Genomic DNA, 20,403 nt, shown 5'->3' on the forward strand with positions numbered 1-20,403 from the left:
ATGCGCATCCACACAATTCGTCCAAAGGCGCGCATATTTCCGTCTCGAGATGGCGCCTTTGCCCTTCTCCAGAAGAAACGGCTGATCAACACGCCTGGTGATCGCTTTGAGCAGGAAGCAGATCATGCTGGACGAAGCATTACGCAGGGGAGTGCACCGCCTATTTCCCGGCGCTTGTCATCCATTTCGGCGGAAGGAGCGCCTTCTCTGAAAGCGCCGGAGCGCGCAGAGAATTCATCGGCCGGACGCCCGCTGCCTGGTCAGGTGCGCACCTTTATGGAAGCGCGCTTCGGTCACGATTTCAGCAAGGTGCGCGTACATGACGATGCCCACGCAAAGCAGACTTGTCGAGGTCTCCATGCTCAAGCCTTCACGCGTGGAGAACATATTTATTTCGGCGCTGGCCGTTTTCCTGCGAACAATGCACTCACTGCCCATGAATTGACCCACGTCGTGCAGCAGCGTATCGCTCGGGTGCAAGAGACACAACCGACAACGATCCAACGGGTAGTGGAAGTCAGACCGCCGGGGCGTGGGGAGACATCTGCGTTCGACCGTAGACAGGAGCTGATCGATCGTCTGAACACACTCTCGTCAGCTATTCAATATCGTCTCGAAGGACGAGAAATACGCTACGACGTCATCGACGCGACTGCGCTCACCAATTTCGACCGCCAGATGCAGGGATTCATCGATCGTCCTGAAATTGTTCCCATGCGCCTGATCACGAGCGCTGGCCGGGTCGACGGCGCGCCGCTGCTGGTGGATTCTTTCATCGCCGGCTATGTTGACCTGGATGATATGTTGGCCAGCGACGATCTGAGCTTCCAGATGAATCTGATTCACCTTCTGACTGAGCGCTTCCGCGTACGCAACTATGCGCGGCGCATCGGCACGGACTTTTCAGCGCTGTTCGATCGAGCGCATCGGGCGGGGTTGAATGCAGAGGTGGAAGTGTTGCGCGATGTCTTCAGCGATCCTACCATCCGCTTTGTATACGAAGAGACCCGACCGAATGGCACCGATGTCTTTGGCTTTCGCAGCGCGGAGGGATACTCGATCTTCCATGTATTCCGACGTGCAGGGCGCGCCAGGCGCGGCGGCGAGGTCTTCGTCCAAACCCGCGATGGGAGACGTCTGAGCGTGCAGGATTTCCTGGCCGAGCGAGCTGCAGCGCCAGCAGCTCCATGACTAAATTAGCGCGAATCTAATCTCTGTATCTGTCAGAGATTGCTATGCGGGAGTATGACTTTCCGCCCTGCTTTGCGCACTCTCTCATCGAGTGGTCGGGGCTGGCGCCGGAGGAGGTGGAGGGCGGGCTGAAGGCGAAGGCGACGCAGCTGCTTTCGCGTAAGGGTAAAGGGATGCGCCGGCGCCGCCGGCGCATCTCACGTCCATCGGCCTACAAAGTCTTCAAGGCTTCGTCGATCTTTTTGACTGCTTCCTCATAGTTTGGCAACCGCTGCAACACTTGACGCAACGTGGCGGAGGTCTCGTCAGGCAGCCGTCGGCGGACAAATTCCGGGACGCCGAGCCCCTCCAACGTCGTGAGAATCGTCTTGCGAGCGGCCGGGTCGAAGAAAAGGTCGCTCACGAGATCATCCACCGTGTAAGGGCCGCGCGCATCGGGGTCCTGGTAGGGCGTCGTCCAGCGCCAGACGCCGGAGCCCACCTCGACCGGAGCATCCGCTCCCGGCAAAATGACCAGCGCAGACGTGTTGGCCGGCAGGGTCAGGTCCAGGGTGAAGGCGCCGTTTTCGATCTTCCAGGCGACATCGACCAACCCGTAGGGAGTGAGGTGGCGGGTGTGCGCATGGGTGAGGCCTGCGCCCGGGCGCGGCTGAATTTGCATGCGACGATAGCCCGGCTCGAGCGGGGCCAGGCCGCCGATCGTGCGATGCATCCAGTCGGCGACCGCGCCCAGAGCGTAGTGGTTAAAAGAGGTCATCTCCCCCGGGTTGATGGAGCCATCCGGCAGCATCGAATCCCAGCGCTCCCAAATGGTGGTCGCGCCCATCGTCACCGGGTAGAGCCAGGACGGGCATTCTCGCTGCGTCAACAGGCGATAAGCCGTCCGATGATGCCCGGTCTGGCAGAGGGCGTCGCAGATGAGCGGCGTGCCGACGAAGCCGGTGCGAATGTGATAGCCGCTGGCGCGCACCAGTTCGGCCAGTCGATCGCCCGCGTGTTGACGCTGCTCCGCAGTGGGTAGCAGGTCGAAGACCAGGGCCAGCGCGTAGGCCGTCTCGGCGTCGCACATGAGGCGACCGGCGGGGGTGACATATTCATGCGCGAACGCAGCCTTCACCTTCGTCGCCAGCTCCGCATAGCGCCGTTGTTCTTCGCTGCGGCCGAGCGCCTCTGCAGCGCGCGCCGTCAATTCTGCGGAGTGAGCAAAATAGGCGGTGGCGACGATGGCCGGATCGGTGCGCGCCTGCCAGGGCTTATCGGGCGGAGCGGTCGGGTCAAGCCAGTCGCCGAATTGGAAGCCTTTGTCCCACAGAAGCGTTTCACTCGCCACGCTGGCGATGAAATCCACCCAGGCGCGCATGCTCTCGAACTGGTCCGCCAGGATTTGGGCGTCGCCGAAGCGCTCATAGAGCACCCAGGGCGCCACTGTGGCGACGTCTCCCCACGCGGCCGCGCCGCCGGCGTTTGGTCCCAACACGTTGGGGATGACGTGTGGGACCATGCCCTCCATTCTGCGCTGCTCGATCACGAGGTCGCGCAGCCAGGAGCGGAGCACGCCGCTTACGTCGTAGAGGTAGGAGGCGGTGGGCGAAAAGACTTGCAGGTCGCCCGTCCAGCCCAGGCGTTCATCGCGCTGCGGACAATCGGTCGGGACATCCAGAAAGTTGCCGCGCATGCTCCAGACCACGTTTTCATGCAGACGGTTGAGGAGCGGGTCGGAGCACTCAAACCAGCCGGTGCGCTCCATGTCCGAGTGGAGGACGACGGCGGTGAGGTTCTCGGGGCGCAGCTCGCCAGGCCAGTCGTTGACCTCGGCGTAACGGAAGCCGTGGAAGGTGAAGCGCGGCTCCCAGCGCTCGACGCCCTCGCCCTTCAACGTGTAGCGATCGGTGGCCTCTGCAAAACGCAGCGGTCGCGTGCCCAGCTCGCCGTGCTCCAACACCTCGGCGTGACGCAAGGTGATGGTGTGGCCGGCGGGGCCGCTGACCTCGATGGAGAGACGCCCAACGAGGTTCTGCCCAAAATCCACGATCGTCTTGCCGGAAGGCGATTGAAAGATGGAGACGGGCTGAACCCGTTGCGTGCGGCGAACGGGCGGCCCAAGTGGAGCCTCCAGCGCGTTCATGTTCCATTCCAGGATGCGCACGCCGCTCCACCCTGCATCGTCGAAGCCCGGCGCGGACCAACCCGGTTGCTCCAGGCGTGCGTCATAGGTTTCGCCGTCGTAGATGCTGTTGGAGAGGATCGGCCCGGTGGCGGCGCGCCAGCTTTCATCGGTGACGATGCGTTCGACGGAGCCATCGGCGTATTGCACCTCGAGCTGCGCCAGCAGAGCCAGGCGCTCGCCGTAAATGTTGCGACGCCCGCCGCCAAAGCCGAGTCGCCCCCGGAACCAGCCGTCGCCGAGCACGGCGCCGAGCGCGTTGCGCCCCGGCTTGAGCAGTGCAGTCACATCGAACGTCTGATAGCGCAGGCGTTCGTCATAGACCGTCCAGCCTGGGGCGAAGACATGGTCGCCCACGGTTTGTCCGTTGATCTCGGCTTCATAGAGGCCGAGGGCGGTGATGTACAGCCGCGCCGAGTGAATTTCCCCGCGCAGGGTGAACTCACGCCGCAGATAAGGAGCAGGATTCGAGCGGGTGACGTCCTCATCCCAGCCCGGCGTAATGAAGCGGGCGCTCCAGTCCGCCGGATCGAGCAAGCCCGTCTCGACGATCAGCGGCTCACTCCAGGCGGATTCGCCGCCGTCTTTTCCCCAGACCCTCACGCGCAGGCTAACCCGCTCTCGCGAACGGAGCGGGGCGAACGGCCATTCCACCAGGACGGATTGCTCGGATTCTACGCGCCCGGTGCTCTGGCGCGATTGGCCATCGGCGGAGAGACGTTCGACCTCATAGGCCGCCTGCCGCCAGTGGGGGGAGGCGCTTTCCACTTGCCAGGTGAGGCGCGGGCGGGCGAAGCCAATGCCGAGCGTCTCTCGCAGGTGCTCGGCCTGCAATCGAGAGACTGTAATTTCGGATTTTGACATGGCGCTTTCCTTTGTTTTGCGGTTTTGGACTCTGCCGTTAACAAATTCTTTTTATAGTGAACTCAAAAAATCGCCAAAAGTCAAGGGGTTTTCATGAGCGTTTTTCAATCGCCTTGCCGCAGCCTGGCCCCATTTCCTGCTTTGATCGGCTTGCGTTACAATCGTGGCGATGATTGGTCGGGCCGACTTGTCCTATATCGCCTCGGAGCAGCGTAGTCGATCTCTGGCAGGATTGCGCATTGCGCTAGTGCATGACTGGCTCAATCAGATGGGGGGCGCAGAGAACGTGTTGGAGGAGTTTGTCCGGCTTTTTCCGAGCGCCCCGGTGTACACCAGCATGTACGACCGCAGGCGCATGCCCGCCGCCTACCGCGACTGGGACATTCGCACCAGCTTCATGCAGCGACTGCCCGGCGTGCACCGCCACCATCAAAAATATCTGGCGCTCTATCCGCTGGCCTTTGCGCGCACCGACCTCAGCGACTATGACCTCGTGCTCAGCAACAAGAGCGGCTTCTGCCACGGTGTGCGCACCGCCAACAGCCGTCGCCGTGCGGTCCACGTCTGCTATTGCCTGACGCCGACGCGTTATCTCTGGCTGTTTGAGCAATATCGGGAGCGGGAGCAGATTTCGTCTGCGCTTGCGGCGCTGCTTCGGCCCGTCTTGACGCAGCTGCGGCGCTGGGATTACGCTGCAGCCCAACGCGTCGATCACTTCATCGCCATCAGCAGCGAGGTGCAGCGGCGCATTCGCACCATTTACCACCGTGAAAGCGTGATCGTTCCCCCACCGGTGGACACCGACTATTTTCAACCCGCGCCGCAGGCGGAGATCGGCGACTACTATCTGGTGGTGAGTCGGCTGATCCCGTACAAACGCATCGACCTGGCGGTGAAGGCGTTCGCCCACCTGCCGCAGGAAACGTTGGTCGTCGTCGGCGAGGGGAGAGATCGCGCCATGTTGGAGGCCCTGGCGCCGCCGAATGTACACTTCGTGGGTCGTCAGCCGCGCCACCGCGTGCGCGAGCTGCTTCAACGCTGCAAAGCGTTCATCTTCCCCGGCCTGGAGGATTTTGGCATCGCGCCGGTGGAAGCGATGGCGACGGGAAGGCCGGTCATCGCCTTTGCGGGCGGCGGGGCGCTCGACACCGTGCTCCCCGGCGTCACCGGCGAGCTCTTCCCCGTGCAGAGCGTGGAGAGCCTGGCCTCCGTCCTGCAGAGGTTCGACCCGCGCGCCTATAGCATGGAGGCGTGTCGCAGCCAGGCCGAGCGTTTCAGCGCCGCAGCGTTTCGAGCAAGGCTGCTGGCTCATCTGAGCAACATTATGGAAGGCGCTTCATTGCAAGCGATCTCGTGAGGCCCTTGTATGGAACTGCGTGAGTATTGGGTAATTTTACGCCGTCGCTGGTGGCTGCCTGTGACCCTGGCCGTCTTGGTGGGGTTGATCAGCGTGCTGCAATTGCGCCCCTGGCAGCCGCGCGCGGCGATGTACAGCGCGTCGATGCGGCTGCTGGTCGGCGTCTTGCCCGCCGCCGAACAGGATGTCACCGCTTACGACCCGCGCTATTACGCCTGGCTGACGAGCGAGTATCTGGTCGATGACTTCACCGAAGTGGTGCGCAGCCAGCTCTTCGCCGCCCAGGTGAGCCAACGTCTGCGCGATCAGAACATCGAGGTGCCTGCGGGCGTGATTCAAGGCAGCGCAGCCACGGGCAAGTTGCATCGCATCATCACCCTTTCCTTCACCTGGCCGGACGCCGTCCAGCTCGAAGCCATTGCGCGCGCCGCGGCGGACGAGCTGACGCAGAACGCCGCCTTTTATTTTCGACAGCTCGGCACAGAAAACGCCGGCGTCACGCTCATCGATGGACCTTCGGTGGGTGTCGTGGGGGCCGGCGTGCGGGAGCAGATTGAGTTGCCGTTGCGCGTTCTACTGGCTTTGATCGTCGGCGTAGGGCTTGCGTTTCTGCTTCACTACCTGGATGACTCGGTGCGTCGGCCAGAGGAGCTGGAGGCGTTGGGGGTTTCGGTGCTCGGAGAAATTCCACGCAGGAAGAGGTGACGCATAGCCTTTCAGAACAACCCCCTACGGGCAGAAGACGCTGTCGGTGTGCACATATTGCATCACCCAGTTGGGATGGTTGTACACCACGTAGTAATGCTTCCAGAAGCGAATTTTGCCCGACGCCATGGCGCCCGCATACTCCCAGTAATTCCAGAAGATGCTGTCCCGCTGAATGCGGATCGGATAGACCGTCCGGCAGCCCCAGTTCTCCGGCGGCGGGGATGCGCTCGCCCTGGATGGGCGCCACCCGACTGCGGCGAGAAGCACACACAAAACAAGCAGCAACGTTTTCAGCGCTTTCCCAACCCTGTGCTTCCCGGCGGACGCAAAGTCTTGATGAAGTCGGCTCCGGGGAAAATTGCACAACGCTGCAAGGTGCATCAAGCGCTCTTGCATTTTTTCCGGCGCCTCGGCATCTTTGCACCTTTGCGTTGCATCAATTTTCACATCCGGCGGTGCAAAAAGATGAATTCCCATGCGATGCTTGTTCCGTTCTCGCAATTTTCCTGCTTCCTGAAAACCGCTCTGCTTTATGCTATACTACCTGCTATGTCAGTGCAGGCAAAACCCACGCCTAACCCGAACGCCATGAAGTTCACCCTGCCCGAGCGGCTCTTTCCCAAACCGCTCAGCTTCGCCAGCCCTCAGGAGGCGGCCGGTCACCCCCTGGCGTCGGCCATCTTTGCGCTCGACGGCGTCTACAACGTCTTCATGGTGCAAGATTTTGTCACGGTCAACAAGCTTCCTTATGCGGCCTGGGAGGATTTGCTTGAACCAATTCAAACGTGTATCGAAGAATACCTGATGAACCATCGTTGACGCTCAATCGCAACGATGTCGAAAAGATTTCTTCGTGCTTCGTGTTCCTGAGTGGATTTTTCCCATAGGATTCGATGGAGGTGCGTGTGCCGGTTCCGGTGATTGTAGCAAGCGAGAATGGACGTCGCGGCATTCTGGCGGCAATGCCCCTGTTGCGCGCAGGCGGCAGTGCGCTCGACGCAGTCGAGCTGGCCTGCCGCGTTGTAGAAGAGGACCCCGAAGACCACAGCGTCGGCTACGGCGGGTTGCCCAACGTGCTCGGCGAAGTGGAGCTGGACGCCAGCATCATGGACGGTGCAACGCTGCGCGCAGGCGCAGTAGCCGCCGTGCAGGGATACGGCCGAGCCATCACGCTGGCGCGGCGCGTGATGGAGGAGACGCCCCATGTGCTGCTGGCGGCGCGCGGGGCGGAGCGCCTGGCCGCCGAGCTCGGCGAACAGCCGCAAGATCTGCGCACCGAAGAGGCGCTGCGCCGCTGGCGAGAACGCTTCCTCGAGCGTGGGCTGACGCCCGGCGCCACAGAGAATTTGCGCGCCGTCGCTCGCATCTTGACGCAGCCGCTCAACCTTCAGGATAAGCTCTATCAGGCCGCCCGCCCGGACACGCTGGGCACGGTCAATTTCCTTGCGCTCGACGCCCAGGGGAATCTCGCCTCTGGCGTGAGCACCAGCGGACTGGGCTGGAAATATCCGGGCCGCGTCGGCGACAGCCCGCTGATCGGCGCCGGCAACTACTGCGACAATCGATATGGCGCAGCCGCATGCACCGGCATGGGCGAGCTGGCGATTCGCGTCTCGACCGCGCGCAGCCTTGTGCTCTATCTCAAATGCGGCATGAGCCTGCTTGAAGCCGGACGCGAAGCGCTGCGCGATCTGCTGGCGCTGGACGCCGGCGAGGGCCAGTACATGAACATCGTTGCGCTGACCCCCGCAGGCGAACACGCAGGTTTCACCACGGTGCCCGGCAAACAATATCTCTTTCAAAGCGCCGACATGGACGAGCCGCAGTCGGCGCCGCGTTGGATGGTTGCATAGGAGAACGGCGGATGGCAACGGTCGTCAGAATGCCGCAGCTCGGCGAGAGCGTCGTCGAAGGCGCCATATTGCGCTGGCTAAAACGCCCCGGCGATACAGTCGTCAAAAATGAGCCGTTGCTGGTCATCAGCACGGACAAGATCGACACCGAGGTGCCTGCGCCGGCGGACGGCGTGCTGCTCGAGGTGATGGCCGAAGAAGGCGCCACCGTTGCCGCAGGCTCCGTGATCGCCGCCATCGGGTCGCCTGAAGAGCAACCGCAACGCGCGAGGAGCGAAGGATCGCCTCCCCAGCCAGAGCGACAAGCCCAACCCATAGACGCCAGACGCTCGTCTCCGGCCCGACCTCAAGCCGAAGAACGGCCAAGCGGGCGGAGCTTTATCAGCCCGGTGGTGGCGCGCATGTCCGCCGAGCACGGCATCGACCTGTCGAAAGTCACCGGCACCGGCCTGGGAGGGCGCATCACCAAAAAGGACCTCGAAGCCTATCTCGCCGGCGTCCGCCGCGAAGTCGCAGAAGGTGAGGAAGGCGCCGCTGCACGCGTCACGGAGCCGGCTGCGCTTGGCGAGGACGATGTGCTGCAGCCGTTGACCGCCATGCGCCGCGCCATCGCGCAACACATGGTGCTGAGCAAACGCACCAGCCCTCATGTCACCACCATCTGCGAAGTGGACATGACCAACGTCGTGCGCCACCGTGAAGCCAACAAGCGCACCTACACGCGCGACGGCGCTGCGCTCACCTACACGGCCTACTTTATCGTGGCCGCCGTGGCCGGGCTGCGCGCCGTGCCGGAAGCCAACAGTCGCTTCACCGACGCAGGCATCATCCTGCATCGCCGCATCCACATCGGCGTGGCGGTGGCGCTGCCCGACGGCCTGCTCGTCCCTGTGATCCGCAACGCCGACGAACTGAGCCTGGCCGGCGTCGCGCGCACGCTCAACGATCTCGTCAACCGCACGCGCAGCGGGTTGCTCAAACCGGACGAGGTGCAGGGCGGCACCTTCACGATCACCAACCACGGCACAGGGGGCAGCCTGCTCGCCACGCCGATCATCAATCAACCGCAGAGCGGCATCCTCGGGGTCGGCGCCATTGTCAAACGGCCGGTCGTGCGCAGCGCCAGCGCTTCGCTCCTCCCCAGCGCCGACGACGTGATCGCCATCCGACCGATGTGCTATCTCAGCTTCACCTTCGACCATCGCGTGATGGATGGGGCGCAGGGCGACAGATTTTTGACAGTGGTCAAGCAAACATTGGAAAATTGGGAGGCATAGCGCGAGGTGTGCGTTGCGTGGTTCGTGAGCGGGGATTTGCCAAACGATCGCTTCGTCCTTCCGTTGCGCACCACAAAATACGAAACACGAAACACAAATCCGCAAACATGGGCGCCGCACCGTTTCCGCCCTCAACTGCGAAAGGAAATTGTTTATGGCTACTCATGGATATCAGTATGATGTCGTCGTCGTAGGCAGCGGGCCAGGTGGATACGTCGCCGCCATCCGCGCCTCGCAACTGGGTTTGAAGACCGCCATCGTCGAGCGCGAAAGCCTGGGCGGCGTCTGCCTGAACTGGGGTTGCATCCCCACCAAGGCGCTGATCCACAACGCCGAAATTTTGGAGGAATTGCACAATGCCGCCGAATATGGCTTCACCTTCGACAATCTCAAAGTGGATTTCAGCAAGGCCGTCAAACGCAGCCGCGACATCGTCTCGCGCCAGACCAAAGGCGTCGGCTTCTTGATGAAGAAAAACAAGATCGACGTCATCGAAGGGCACGGCGTTTTCGTGGACGCCCACACGCTCAAAGTGACCCCGTCGGAGTTCAAGCCGGACGTGCAGGAGCAGACGGTCACCGCTGCGCACTTTATCATCGCCACCGGCGCGCGCGCCCGCAGCCTGCCGGGGACGCAGATCGACGGCGACCGCATCATCCAGTACCGTGACGCCGTCGTTTTGCCGGAAGTGCCCAAGAAACTGATCGTCGTCGGCTCGGGCGCCATCGGCATGGAGTTCAGCTACGTCTACAGCACCTACGGCGCAGACGTGACGGTCATCGAAATGCTCGACCAGGTGCTGCCGCTGGAGGACGCCGAAGTCTCCGCCGAGGTGCAAAAAGCCTTCAACAAGAAGGGAATCAAGACGCTGGTCAGCACGCGCACGGAAAAGGTCGAAGTCACCGGCGAGGGCGTGACGGTCACCGTCAAAAACCTCAAGACGGATGAAGTGCAGACGCTCACCGCCGATCGCGTGTTGATGGCGATCGGCGTGCAGCCGAACACCGACAAGCTCGGCCTCGACGCAGCCGGCGTCCGAACCGACAGCCGCGGCTTCATCGAAATCGACGAGGTCATGCGCACCAACGTGCGCCACATCTACGCCATCGGCGACTGCACCGGCAAGCTGGCGCTGGCGCATGTGGCGAGCGCAATGGGCATCGTCGCCGCAGAGAGCATCGCCGGCGCGCCGACCATGCCCATCCCCGCCGAACGGTACATCTTCATGCCGCGCGCCACCTACTGCGAACCCCAGGTGGCAAGTCTGGGCTACACCGAGGCGCAGGCGAAGGAAAAGGGCTACGAGATCAAAGTCGGCAAGTTTCCCTTTATGCCCAACGGCAAAGCGCAGGCGCTCAACGCCAAGGTGGGCTTCGTCAAAATCATCGCTGAGGCCAAATATGGCGAAATCCTGGGCGCGCACATGGTCGGCCCGAGCGTCACCGAGCTGTTGCCTGAATTGAGCCTGGCGCAGATGATGGAGATCACGCCTGCCGAGATTGCGCGCAACGTGCACGCCCATCCCACGCTCAGCGAGGTGATCATGGAGGCTGCGCACGCTGTCGAAGGCCATCCGATTCATATGTGATCTGCTCGAGTCAAGGGGCGCTGAGGATGACGGTCAAGCACAATGGCGCTGGAGACAACGCAGGGCCATCCTTTTCCATTGAGATTCCCGTGCGTTTCGCCGAGACCGACGCCATGGGCGTGGTGCATCACAGCGCCTATATCATCTGGTTTGAAGCGGCGCGCGTGGCGTGGATGGAGGCCATTGGCTTGCCTTACGCTGAATTTGCAGCCAGCGGCCATCACTTTTCCGTCACCGGGCTGCGCGGAGAATATCGGGCGCCGGCGCGCTTCGGCGACGTCGTGCGCGTGACGGCCAGTTTGAGCCAACTGCGCAGCCGTCAGGTCCGTTTTGAATACACGGTGACGCATGCGACAACCGGCCAATTGCTGATGACCGGCGCCACCGATCACATCTGCGTCGATCTGGAAGGCAAAATGACGCGCATTCCCGACGCGTTCGTCGAGCGAATCCGAAGCGGCATGGAGAAACTGGCAGGAAGCCCATGATTCAGGTGGAGCAACATGGCTCGGTGACGGTGATCCGAATGGCGCGCTCCTTTTTGGGGAGACCGCTGTACTGGACGGCTGCGTACTGGCTCGATGGCCTGCTGATCGACGCCGGCCCCGTCTGCACAGCGCATGAACTGGTGCGCGTGTTGGAGAAAGTTCCGGTCGAACAGATCGCCATTACGCACGCGCACGAGGACCACATCGGTGGACTGCCGGCGCTGTTGATGCGTTACCCGAACGCGCGCGTCTACGCGTCGCGGCGGTCGCTGCCGCTCATCGAAAATCCCGACTTGATCGGCATGCAGCGCTATCGTCAGTTGGTCTGGGGCAAACCTCGCCCCTTCACCGGCGCCTGCTCGCTCGATGAAGTCGAAGATGTGCTGCGCACGCCCCAATTTACGCTGCGCGTCATTGAGACGCCCGGCCACAGCCGCGATCACGTCAGCTACTTCGAGCCTTCGTTCCGTTGGCTCTTCTGCGGAGACGCCTTCATCGGCGGCCGCGATGTCGCCTGGGCGCCCGAGTTCGACATGTTCGCCATCGTCAGTAGCCTGCGCACCATGGCGGCGCTGCGACCGGAGCGCCTCTTCCCGGGCAGCGGCAACGTGCGTCGCTCCCCTTTCCCGGAGCTGCTCGGCAAAATCAACGACCTGGTCCGCCTGGCCAATGAGGTGCAAAGGTTGGAGGCCAAAGGCCATTCGGTCGGTGAAATCGTTGAAATGCTCTTCGGCGGCGAGCCGCCGATTCGCCGTTGGACGTTGGGCCATTTTTCCGCCGCCAACCTTGTCCGCGCCTGCCGAATGTACAATGACCTGACAGGCAAACCCGACGGCTCTGAACCGGGGCGCAATCCGGCCGGCGGACAGCAGGGCGACCTGCCCGATTCCTCTAAACGTCGCTTCAGTGATCCTGGCGACCTTCGACGCTAGTTTCCCGTTTCTCTCATTCTGGCTGCAGCGTCGCCCTGTGCTATGCTTGGTGCACCCCTCGGTGACGTCTTTGGAATCATTCTGAGGGGAGGACGATTCTGAAGGGATGACGAGAGGTGCAAGTTCGTTTCGTGAGGAGTCAAGCCTATGCGAGTTCTGATCACCGGAGGAGCCGGTTTCATCGGCGCCCACCTCGCCAGACGCCTGGTGCAGAGCAACGTCGCCGTGCGCGTGCTGGACAATCTGAGCAGCGGCGATCCGTCGAAGCTGCCGCCGGAAGTCAGCTTTAACCGCGGCGATGTGCGCGATGTGCCGAAGCTATGGTCTCTGCTCCAGGGCGTCGACGTCGTCTACCATCTGGCGGCGCTGGTCAGCGTGCCGGCCTCGGTGCTTTACCCGCGCGAATACAACGACGTCAACGTCGGCGGCACCGTCGCCTTGTTGGAAGCGTGCCGCGACGTCGGGGTCAAGCGCGTGGTTCTGGCGAGCAGCGCCACCGTCTACGGCGATCAACCCCGGCAGCCGGTCACCGAAGACATGCCGCCCAATCCGGCCGTCCCGTATGCGGTCAGCAAGATGGCGGCGGAGCGCTATCTTTTCACCATCGGACGCTTGAGCGGATTTGAGACTGTTGCGCTGCGCATTTTCAACGCCTACGGCCCAGAACAGCCGTTGCCGCCGACCCACGCGCCGGTGATCCCGCTCTTCATGCAGCAGATCATCGGCCGCGGCTCGGTCGTCATCTTCGGCAGCGGCAAGCAGACGCGCGACTACGTCTACATCGACGACGTGGTGGACGCCCTTGTCAGTGCGGCGACGGCCCCGAACGTCGACCAGGAGATCATCAACGTCGGCAGCGGCGAAGAGACGTCGATGATGCAGCTTGTCGAACAGATCAGCGCCACCGTGAACGCTCGCGCCAATATCATCGAGAACCGAGAGGCGTCGGGCGGCATCGAGCACCTGGTTGCGGATTTGACCAAAGCGCGCCAACTCCTCAAATACAAGCCGCGCACGCGCCTCGGCGATGGGCTGCGCAAGTTCTACGAGCTCGATCCCCGCTTCAACGTCAAAGCCGGCGCCGGAAAGGTGCTGACGCAGTGATGCAAGGCGCACTTCGACGGATGAGGCCATCGATCCTGTGGTTGTTCCTGAGCACGCTTCTGTTGACCGCCTGTGCTCGCACGGCCATCGACCAGGAAATTTACTTACGCTTGAATCAGGCTGCGCTGGATCGACCGGCCAGCGTCGACGCCTGGCCGGTGCGATTCGTGGTGGAGCCGGGCATGACGGCTCGCGCCATCGGACAACAGCTCGAGCAGGCGGGGCTGATTCAGGACGCTGCTCTTTTTGAAGCGTATGTGCGCGTGAACGAACTCGACGGTCGCCTCTCGGCGGGCGCCTTCACCCTTGCCCCTTCGATGACGCCCCGCGAGATCATCGCCATCCTGACCGATCCCCAGGCCGCAGCGTTGACGATCACGATCCCGGAAGGATGGCGCATCGAGCAGAGCGCAGATTATCTGAGCCGGCCTGACTTGCTGGGTCCGGCGGAAGGCGCTATTTACCGGCGGAAGGCGCTCAACGGCGATCTGAGCGGCCTCGACCCTTCGCGCTATCCTTTTTTGCAGGAACGACCGGACGGCGCCTCGCTGGAGGGCTATCTTTTCCCCGACACGTACCTCATCCCCTCCTACGCACCGACCGCGCTCGACGTCCTCTCCCGCCAACTCGACGCCTTCGCACAGCGCGTGCCGCCTCTCTATCAAGAAGCGCGCAACGACGGCGCGACCCTGCTTTCGTTGCATGAAGTGTTGACTCTCGCCTCCATTGTGGAGCGAGAGGCCGTTGCGCCCGAAGAACGACCGGCGATCGCGGGGGTGTATCTGAATCGGCTTGCGATCGGCATGAAGCTCGACGCCGATCCGACGGTGCAGTATGCGCTTGGCTATCAGCCCGCCACCAACCAGTGGTGGAAGACGCCGATCTTTCTAGAGGAATACAGCCGCGTGGATAGCCCCTACAACACCTATCTGTACACCGGCCTGCCGCCTGGGCCGATCGCTGCCCCAGGGCTGAGCAGCATCCGCGCTGTGCTCTATCCAGAGCGGCACGACTACCTGTATTTCGTCGCCTTGCCCGACGGCGGCGGGCGCCACGTTTTCGCCAAGACCTATGAAGAGCATCTGGAAAACGTGCGCCGCTATTTGAGGAGGTGAACACAAATAAAAACGCCTCCTTGGAGAGAGCATCTTCTCTAAGGAGGCGGCGGATGCAGAAACTGCGCCGAGGCGACAATCCCTGCACCCTTTACCCTTCGGCCTCTTTGCCTCAAGACTACTGCGCCATGCCGATGATCTCCCGCAACGCCTGTGAAAACGTCTCCAAAGGCAAGGCGCCCGGAATGATGCGCCCCTCATCGTTAAAAAGCACGATAAAGGTCGGCGTGCCCTGAACAAAGGGGGCGCCGTCGTTGAAATCGCGGGTGACGCGATCGGCGATGGATGCGTCGTTTGTGCAGGCGGTGAATGCATCGAGGTCTAAATCAAGTCGCCCTGCCAGATCGGCGAAGACAGGCGACGGATCGCTGACCGACCAGCTCGACATGTTGGCGAAGAGCAGATCGTGCATCTCCCAGAATTTCCCCTGCTCGCCGGCGCATTCGGCGGCGACGCCGGCGGCGGGCGCCTGCGGATGGATGTTCAAGGGGAAGTGTTTGAAGATCCACAAAACCTGACCTGTATCGACGAATTCCTCATCGAGCGCAGGCTGCGTTTCGGTGGCGTGGCGTCTGCAGAAAGGACACTGGAAGTCCGAAAACTCGATGACGACCACCTTCGCGTCCAGGCTGCCGCGGTACCAGTCGCCCGCCATGTTGACGCCAGGGCGATTGGGGTCTGGCTGCCAACCTTCTCGCGTGGCCCAGAAGGGGATCTGCACCTCTTGCTCTCCGCCGGAGGCGCGTTCTGCGCCGAGCGGCGCTTCGCCGGCGGCCAACGCTTCGACGTAGGCGGCGAAGCGCTCATACGGTTGGGCGCCCACCAGCAGATACGCCTCGCCATCGGCCCCTACGAAGCTGAAGCTGGGCGTGCCCGACACACCTGCGCGTTGCCCTTCGACGATGGCAGCGTTGATGAAGGCGCGCTTGGCGTCCTGTTCGGTTTCCATGCATTGTCGATACAACTCGATCGCTGCGCCGGATTCTCCGGCGAGACGTTCAAACACAGGGAGCGGATCGGACAAGTTCGCCCACTCTCTTTGCGTTTGGAACAGTCGGCTGTGCATCTCCCAGTAGCGCGCCGCGCCCTGGTCGGCGACGCACAGGCTGGCGATATGCGCCGCAAACGCGTTGGGGTGCAATTGTTCGATGGGAAAGTCTCGGAAGACGACGCGCAACTGACCGGTGCGCACCAATGCATCGTTCAGCGCAGGCTCCGTCTGTACGAAATGACGGGCGCAGAAAGGACACTCGTAGTCACTGTATTCGTACATGGTGACAGGCGCATTCGGGTCGCCTCGGAAGGGATACCCCTCTGGGGTGAAGCCCACCGGCATGCCTTGATAGGTTTCTGTGGTGGAGAGCGGCGCATCGATGGAGTCTCCTGCGTCCGCCGTCGCCGTCTCTGCTTGCCCATTCGGATCGGCTGCAGGGGTGATAGGAGCGCACCCTGCGACGAGAAACGCCATCAGCAAAAGCGGCAACAGAACCGATGAGAACAAAGTTCTGTGATAAGCCGAAAATGTTGTCTTGATTTGTCTCATAAATAATCTCACACCTTTCGGTTGCTCCTTGCTCAGTTCGATAAAGTTCACTATAGCATAGTCGAACGTCACAATGAAGTTAAAAATTTTTCATTCTTCTCAGTCAATCCCAATAGACTCATCTCGGGATCATGTCCAGGTCTGCATATCCATACTTTCTGCGGGTCGAGCGAAACGTCGCGCAGTCCTTGGGCTACGCAAACGAGAGGTGTATGGAAACACAGAGGAAATAAGGGCGCTCAAAGCGATCTGGAAAGCGGGGGGGAATGCAATTGAATATCGGCTTGGCGGAGGCCAAAGCACAATGAATCAAGCGCTGATGCTTGAGCGGCTCAACACACGCGCCTATTCTGCGATGCGCTTGCGCCGATGCACGGCAAAAGATTCTTGCGCCTGAAGGATTTGTCGAATCGTTTCGACGCTGATGTTTTCTACAATCTTGTGTTCGATCAAATAGCGGCGCAGGCGTTGAAGAGACCAGCGAGAGTAGTGGAGCCCGAGCAGACGTGGATTGGTGCTGGCGATGGCGACGATGCGGTTGCGCTGTTCCTCTGTAAAGACCGGCGGACGCCCCGGCGACTTGCCGCTGCGCAGACCGTCTAAGCCGTAACGATTGAAGCGATGAATCCATTTGCGCACGTTGATGGGGTGCAGATGCACTTCTTCGCTGATCTCTGGAACGCGCTTTCCGGCGGCCGAGAGCATAATGATTTTAAGGCGATGCACAGGCAGGTCTTCTTCAGGCGCCTGGAGGTGATTTTCAATCATTTTTCGCTCGTGCTGCTTTAGCTTTCGAGTATAAAGCGCCATGTCCGCACCTTCTCAGCAACTGGGAAACATGTGAGAAAGATAGAAAACAGGCTATCTCCTCTTTCATGTCGTTGCTTTTATGCTACCGGAGGCGTAAATTTGGGTGATCGGTTAAATGATGTATTTTCCACCCTGGCGCGCTGGGATGAATGGCAACTCTTGCGGTCGCCTAGTGAGAAAAGGTGCAGTTTGTGCAGTTGCTGGAGAAGGGGTGACCGAGGCGCCAACGTCTAATCAGGGCATAGCAATGCGCAACGACCACGTCCCACGGGGTGTTGATGGAAACGACAGCGTCAGCGCCGGCGAGCAATCCGGAGATGGTTCGCTCGGTGCGCGAGCTATTGGTCAACATCACCACGGGGGCGCGACTGCCCATCCGAATCCAACTCAGCACAGCCTGGCTTTCGTTGGTGATGCGGTCAAACGCCTCAAAGAGAATCAGATCGCAGTCGGAGAGCTGATCTGGAATCAATTGGTCGGTGGAGGACACATTCACGTGCATTGTCTGGATGTCAAAACGGGCGAGCAGGCGGAGGATTTTTTCATGGGGGCGTTGGCCCGTATGCAACAAAACCACCTTGGCGGGCGTTAGTTCCATTTGTACATAACCTGCCTGCATCTCTGGCATGTAGAAGTAAGCATCTGTCCTGAACATTTTCGGTAGCCGTGTCATGATGAATTCAGCGGGCAGGCCGAGCGATGACGGCGTCGTTGCACCTGATTGATGAATTTACAGTGAATCGCATCGATTGACCCGATTATAGAAGACTCTCGTCCGGCGATCAATCGTTTTACTCTTACATTCTGCTGACAATAGATAGGTGAAACGCAGGCACTGGGGAGACGCCTGACGATTCAATTGAGAGGAATCAAGTAGGGAAGGGCTGCAGGCAAGGAAAATGATGGCTCGGTCAGAACCCTCACAGCTGAAAATTGCGCCCATTGTCGGGAACGACTTTGTGGCTGTAATTGGTGACATATGTCAACAGTTTTTCATGAAGTTTTTTCCAGCCGGGGCTGCGCAATATCTCCTGAAGTTTTTCTTTGCTCTCCACCGCGCCCAGTGTCAACATTTGCGGGCCTTCTCCGTACATGGTATACAGAACTTCGCTCGGTTCGATGCCGAGCTGCATCAGGCGAGGGGCGAATTCGCGCACAACAAATTCAGAGAAGTCTTGTTCTCGCCCCATTTTGATATCCCATTGCATGAGTAAACGGACCATAGGCGTCTGATGTTTGTGACTCGACACGTGTTCCTACACGGATTTCAACGTGAATTTGGCCGACCTGATTGAGAAGATTGTTATCTGGCACGATACCAGAACGAAGAAGGAAACGCAACTTTTAGGCAAACGCAAGGGGCTGTTGCGCGTCCGCCTGTTTCTGCTCCTCATGCTTCTGTGCCCGGCAGGTGCGCTGAGCCCGGTTCGGATGGTCTCAGCCGCCCCGGTTGGCCAGGAGGGGGCATCCGACGCGACGGTGATGTTGCCTGTGGTGAGGCCCGAAGGCGGAGCCGCCCCTACACTCCACACCCATGTCGCGACGATGCTGTTCGAGTACGACGAACAAAACAGGCCCTGGCTTCGCTTCGAGGCCCGCTACGATTTACGCAACGAGACGCGCAGCGCTTTAGGGTTCTCGATTCGGCTCGAGCCGGGCGCGCTCCAAGACCTGAGCTTGACCCAAGATGGCGCAGCGGTGGCGCTGGCCTTTGCAGAAGACGGTTTGTTGGCTGCACAGGTGACGATCCCGCCCAACCAGAACAGCGTCCTCAGGCTGACGACCCGGCGGTCGCTCGACGGTCTGTCTCTGGTCCACGTCGAGTATCCAACAGAAGCGCTCAGACGCTGGCGGGGACAGCGGAGCATCCGCGTTGAGCTGATTCCGGGCAATGCTCTGGCGCGAGATGCATGGCTGCGCGTCGAGCCTGACTCCTGGAGTTATTCGCCTTTCGCCGACGACGGCCGCCTGGAGTGGCTCTTTGAAGGGGAGATTCCATCGCGCATCCTCTTTCAGTCGATGGCGCCGGACGCCTGGCGCACGCTTCAACGGTTGCTCGGCGACGTCGCCGGCGGCGCGCCATCGGCCCATGCGGCGCTGGCGGAGCACTACCGCAAGCTGGCGACCGCCGCGCTCCAACTCGGGGAGAACGCCACATATGAACGGTTTTTGGCGCAGGCGACGGCGGCGTATCTCGAAGGAATCCGTCGAACAGAAGCGGCAGGGGCCCCCGCCACCCACTCCGCCGCCCTGCACGCCGGCCTCGCCAGCCTCTACAGAGAACGCCTTGCCCGCGGAGAAGATCTGACCTATGCGCAATTGATGGTGGACGAAGTGGAACTGGCGCTGCGCGGACTGATGGTCGATGACCCGCGTCGCGCCGAGCTCGAGCAGTGGCGCGCCGATGGGCTGCGCTTGCTTCTCACCGATCTGCGCCGTCGCGGCGACATCCCGGCGGCGCTCGCCCTCATTGAGCAGCTGCGCTCCCTCGCCGCAAACGACGCCGGAAGCGATTTTCTCGAACAGGAACGTCAGGCCCTTCTGGTGCAGCAGGCTGTGGAGCTGATCGAGCGGGGGGATCGCACGGCGGCGCTGGCGCTCGCCGGCGATCTGATCGACGCGCCGACCCTACACCCCCCTGCCGAATATCGAAACCTGTTTGCCCGCTGGAACGTTTCAACAGTGATATCCGATCGCGGTGTGGAGGTGCGCGCCGCCGTGCGCGCCAGCAAGGGCCGCGAGCAAGAAGCGCAAGAGGCGCTCGAAGAGATCGTGCGAACGTGGCGCGCTTCGCCCGAGCTTCGGGCCATGGCGCCGGCGCTGCAGACGCTCGCCGAAACGGAGGAACAGCAAGGCTTTGAGTTGACTTTGAACATTCCGGTGAAGGAAAATGGCGCCGGCCTTGCGCGCGCATTGCCATCGACGCCGGACTGGACGCTGTTGCGCAATTTTCTGAATCAGTTGGGGCCTCAGGTTCGGACGCACACAAATGGCGTATGGCAGCGCATCGAAGTGACGCAGCCTCTTGACCTGCGTTCCGTTGGAGAGGAATGGCGACGAATCGCCGATGAGCTGGAACGCCAGGCGGAGGCGTTTGAACAGGACGCCCTGCAGACAGCGATGCCTATGCAGGCGGCGCTGGAGGCGCGGCTGCGGGCGGCCAATTATCGAGACGCCGCCCACGGCTGGCGCGAGCTGGCGCAGAACAGCGGCGTAATGATCTCGTTGACGCCTTCCGAGGCAGCCGGCCATGCCGCGCGCACATGGATGGTCGCCGTAGATAGCCCGCCCCAGATGCTGACGGTGCAGGTGGAGGCAATCAGCGGGGTGCGCGTGCTGCTGATCCTTCTCGTTGCGTTCAGTGGATTGTTCGCCGCTTCTGCATTGTTGTGGCGGCTGTTGATGTAGA

The 20,403-nt window shown here is 61.4% G+C and carries 18 protein-coding genes; 12 read left to right on the top strand and 6 right to left on the bottom strand.

What is annotated here, in order from left to right; all coding sequences use genetic code 11:
- Entirely contained in the window at positions 1–1,191 is a 1,191-nt protein-coding gene (locus tag Q0367_RS20130; RefSeq protein ID WP_298984403.1) for a DUF4157 domain-containing protein, read from the top strand.
- A gap of 211 nt (positions 1,192–1,402) precedes the next feature.
- Here Q0367_RS20130 and Q0367_RS20135 read toward each other — a convergent pair whose 3' ends face one another.
- Positions 1,403–4,219, bottom strand: a complete 2,817-nt coding sequence (locus tag Q0367_RS20135) for a glycoside hydrolase family 78 protein (protein WP_298984404.1) — start codon at positions 4,217–4,219, stop codon at positions 1,403–1,405.
- A 232-nt stretch (positions 4,220–4,451) separates the two neighbouring features.
- Between Q0367_RS20135 and Q0367_RS20140 the strand changes: the two genes are divergently transcribed.
- Both Q0367_RS20140 and Q0367_RS20145 read left to right on the top strand, forming a co-directional pair.
- Positions 4,452–5,576 (top strand): glycosyltransferase, encoded by a 1,125-nt coding sequence (locus Q0367_RS20140; RefSeq protein WP_298984405.1) that lies wholly within the window; start codon positions 4,452–4,454, stop codon positions 5,574–5,576.
- 9 nt (positions 5,577–5,585) lie between these two features.
- A complete protein-coding gene (locus Q0367_RS20145) occupies positions 5,586–6,281 on the top strand; it encodes a YveK family protein (RefSeq protein ID WP_298984407.1) in 696 nt (231 codons plus the stop codon).
- A gap of 24 nt (positions 6,282–6,305) precedes the next feature.
- Here the strand turns inward: Q0367_RS20145 and Q0367_RS20150 are convergent, their stop codons facing one another.
- Complete coding sequence (locus Q0367_RS20150) at positions 6,306–6,569, bottom strand: hypothetical protein (RefSeq protein WP_298984409.1); 264 nt, start codon at positions 6,567–6,569, stop codon at positions 6,306–6,308.
- A gap of 264 nt (positions 6,570–6,833) precedes the next feature.
- Here Q0367_RS20150 and Q0367_RS20155 point away from each other — a divergent pair, with 264 nt between their 5' ends.
- The 8 genes from Q0367_RS20155 (at position 6,834) to mltG (ending at position 14,641) form a co-directional block, all read left to right on the top strand.
- Positions 6,834–7,103, top strand: coding sequence for a NifU N-terminal domain-containing protein (locus Q0367_RS20155; protein WP_298984411.1), 270 nt, complete (start codon positions 6,834–6,836; stop codon positions 7,101–7,103).
- Positions 7,104–7,177: 74 nt separating this feature from the next.
- Positions 7,178–8,137, top strand: a complete 960-nt coding sequence (locus Q0367_RS20160; RefSeq protein ID WP_298984413.1) for a N(4)-(beta-N-acetylglucosaminyl)-L-asparaginase — start codon at positions 7,178–7,180, stop codon at positions 8,135–8,137.
- 11 nt (positions 8,138–8,148) lie between these two features.
- Positions 8,149–9,414: a dihydrolipoamide acetyltransferase family protein gene (locus Q0367_RS20165; RefSeq protein WP_298984415.1), complete on the top strand. Its 1,266-nt coding sequence runs from the start codon at positions 8,149–8,151 to the stop codon at positions 9,412–9,414.
- Positions 9,415–9,568: 154 nt separating this feature from the next.
- Entirely contained in the window at positions 9,569–11,002 is a 1,434-nt protein-coding gene (lpdA, locus tag Q0367_RS20170; protein WP_298984417.1) for a dihydrolipoyl dehydrogenase, read from the top strand.
- Positions 11,003–11,028: 26 nt separating this feature from the next.
- Positions 11,029–11,490, top strand: coding sequence for a thioesterase family protein (locus tag Q0367_RS20175; RefSeq protein ID WP_297640034.1), 462 nt, complete (start codon positions 11,029–11,031; stop codon positions 11,488–11,490).
- A complete protein-coding gene (locus tag Q0367_RS20180) occupies positions 11,487–12,422 on the top strand; it encodes an MBL fold metallo-hydrolase (protein WP_297640035.1) in 936 nt (311 codons plus the stop codon). Before Q0367_RS20175 ends, Q0367_RS20180 begins: the two co-directional genes overlap by 4 nt.
- Before the next feature lie 147 nt (positions 12,423–12,569).
- Positions 12,570–13,526 carry an NAD-dependent epimerase/dehydratase family protein gene (locus tag Q0367_RS20185; protein WP_297640036.1) on the top strand — a complete coding sequence of 319 codons (957 nt, stop codon included), beginning with the start codon at positions 12,570–12,572 and terminating at the stop codon, positions 13,524–13,526.
- A gap of 20 nt (positions 13,527–13,546) precedes the next feature.
- Positions 13,547–14,641, top strand: coding sequence for an endolytic transglycosylase MltG (gene mltG / locus Q0367_RS20190; protein WP_297640037.1), 1,095 nt, complete (start codon positions 13,547–13,549; stop codon positions 14,639–14,641).
- Between the two features lie 118 nt (positions 14,642–14,759).
- On the opposite strand, the gene Q0367_RS20195 is transcribed toward mltG, so the two are convergent.
- From Q0367_RS20195 to Q0367_RS20210, 4 genes are all read right to left on the bottom strand, one after another.
- Entirely contained in the window at positions 14,760–16,142 is a 1,383-nt protein-coding gene (locus Q0367_RS20195; protein WP_297640038.1) for a thioredoxin domain-containing protein, read from the bottom strand.
- A gap of 387 nt (positions 16,143–16,529) precedes the next feature.
- Positions 16,530–16,952 (bottom strand): helix-turn-helix domain-containing protein, encoded by a 423-nt coding sequence (locus Q0367_RS20200; RefSeq protein ID WP_297640039.1) that lies wholly within the window; start codon positions 16,950–16,952, stop codon positions 16,530–16,532.
- 211 nt (positions 16,953–17,163) lie between these two features.
- Positions 17,164–17,667, bottom strand: coding sequence for a hypothetical protein (locus tag Q0367_RS20205; protein ID WP_298984421.1), 504 nt, complete (start codon positions 17,665–17,667; stop codon positions 17,164–17,166).
- Positions 17,668–17,914: 247 nt separating this feature from the next.
- Positions 17,915–18,202 carry a hypothetical protein gene (locus Q0367_RS20210; protein WP_298984423.1) on the bottom strand — a complete coding sequence of 96 codons (288 nt, stop codon included), beginning with the start codon at positions 18,200–18,202 and terminating at the stop codon, positions 17,915–17,917.
- Positions 18,203–18,425: 223 nt separating this feature from the next.
- Here Q0367_RS20210 and Q0367_RS20215 point away from each other — a divergent pair, with 223 nt between their 5' ends.
- A complete protein-coding gene (locus tag Q0367_RS20215) occupies positions 18,426–20,402 on the top strand; it encodes a hypothetical protein (RefSeq protein WP_297640042.1) in 1,977 nt (658 codons plus the stop codon).
- Position 20,403 lies beyond the last annotated feature (1 nt).

This window comes from uncultured Caldilinea sp., from assembly GCF_937128415.1.
Taxonomy (GTDB): domain Bacteria; phylum Chloroflexota; class Anaerolineae; order Caldilineales; family Caldilineaceae; genus Caldilinea.